The sequence below is a fragment of the Moorena sp. SIO2C4 genome, assembly GCF_010672485.1.
Classification (GTDB): domain Bacteria; phylum Cyanobacteriota; class Cyanobacteriia; order Cyanobacteriales; family Coleofasciculaceae; genus Moorena; species Moorena producens.
The window spans coordinates 1-1041 of the sequence record NZ_JAAHGN010001581.1 but is presented as its reverse complement, the minus strand read 5'-3'; the positions used below and the strand labels follow the sequence as shown (position 1 = coordinate 1041).

2 protein-coding genes are annotated in these 1041 nt (G+C 48.6%); both read left to right on the top strand.

All coding sequences use genetic code 11. The annotated features are described in order from the left end of the window. Positions 1-287 (top strand): hypothetical protein (locus F6K20_RS39675; protein ID WP_287298608.1); only part of this gene is annotated, 287 nt, incomplete at its 5' end. After that, a complete protein-coding gene (hpsU, locus tag F6K20_RS39670) occupies positions 277-885 on the top strand; it encodes a hormogonium polysaccharide biosynthesis acetyltransferase HpsU (protein WP_009149883.1) in 609 nt (202 codons plus the stop codon). The genes F6K20_RS39675 and hpsU, both read left to right, overlap by 11 nt. Positions 886-1041: the final 156 nt, after the last annotated feature.

The following is a 1041-nucleotide window of genomic DNA, read 5'->3' as shown; positions in this document are numbered from 1 at the left end:
AGTCGGGAATCGGGAATCGGGAATCGGGAGTCGGGAGTCGGGTGCAGGTTGGCCGGTTGACGCTTAAAACCTTCAACATTCAACCTACCCTACGGGAACGCCAAAGGCGAACAAGCTACCCTTCACCGAACCCCAAAGGCGAACAACCTTCAACCTTCAACCTTCAACCACCCAACCTTCAACCACCCAACCTTCAACCACCCAACCTTCAACCACCCAACCTTCAACCACCCAACCTTCAACCACCCAACCTTCAACCTTCAACCAAATCAATAGATGACTACTGACTTAAGTAAACTACCAGCTTTAGATTTAGCCCCCTTAGTTGATTTACGCAAATACGACTCATCTCGATTTGACCGAGGGCGTCCCAGCTGGTTAATCTTAATCTGGTGGTTGGTGCAAGCGATCGCTTTTCCCTTAAGTCTTCATAACTTCAACGGCTTCCGCCGATGGCTGCTCCAATTATTTGGAGCCAAGATTGGTACTAATGTCGTCATTCGACCCACTGCTCGTTTTACTTACCCGTGGAAAGTAGAAATTGGTGACTACAGTTGGATTGGCGATGATGTGGTTTTCTACAGCGTCGATCGGATTCGCATTGGTAGTCACTGCATTATTTCGCAAAAATGTTACCTCTGTACCGGTAGTCACGATATCAAAGACCCAGCCTTTGGTTTAATCACATCTGAGATAAATGTTGGTAACGGAGCCTGGATTGCCACCGATTGCTTCGTTGCTCCCGGTGTCCAAATTGGAGCGAATGCCGTCATTGGTGCTCGCAGCAGTGTGTTTAGTAATATCCCAGAGCAGCAAGTATGCTGGGGAACACCAGCACGTGCTCGGTATCGACGGGAGGTAGGGAATGTAGAATGTAGAATTTAGAATTTAGAATTGGGAGTCGGGAGTCGGGAGTCGGGTGTCGGGAGTCGGGAGTCGGGAGTCGGGAGTCGGGAAGGCTAATCTGACTCCTCATCTCCCCATGGCATAATGACTATAGAAAATAATGATGTGATTAACATGAGCCAGGTTGTGTTTTTG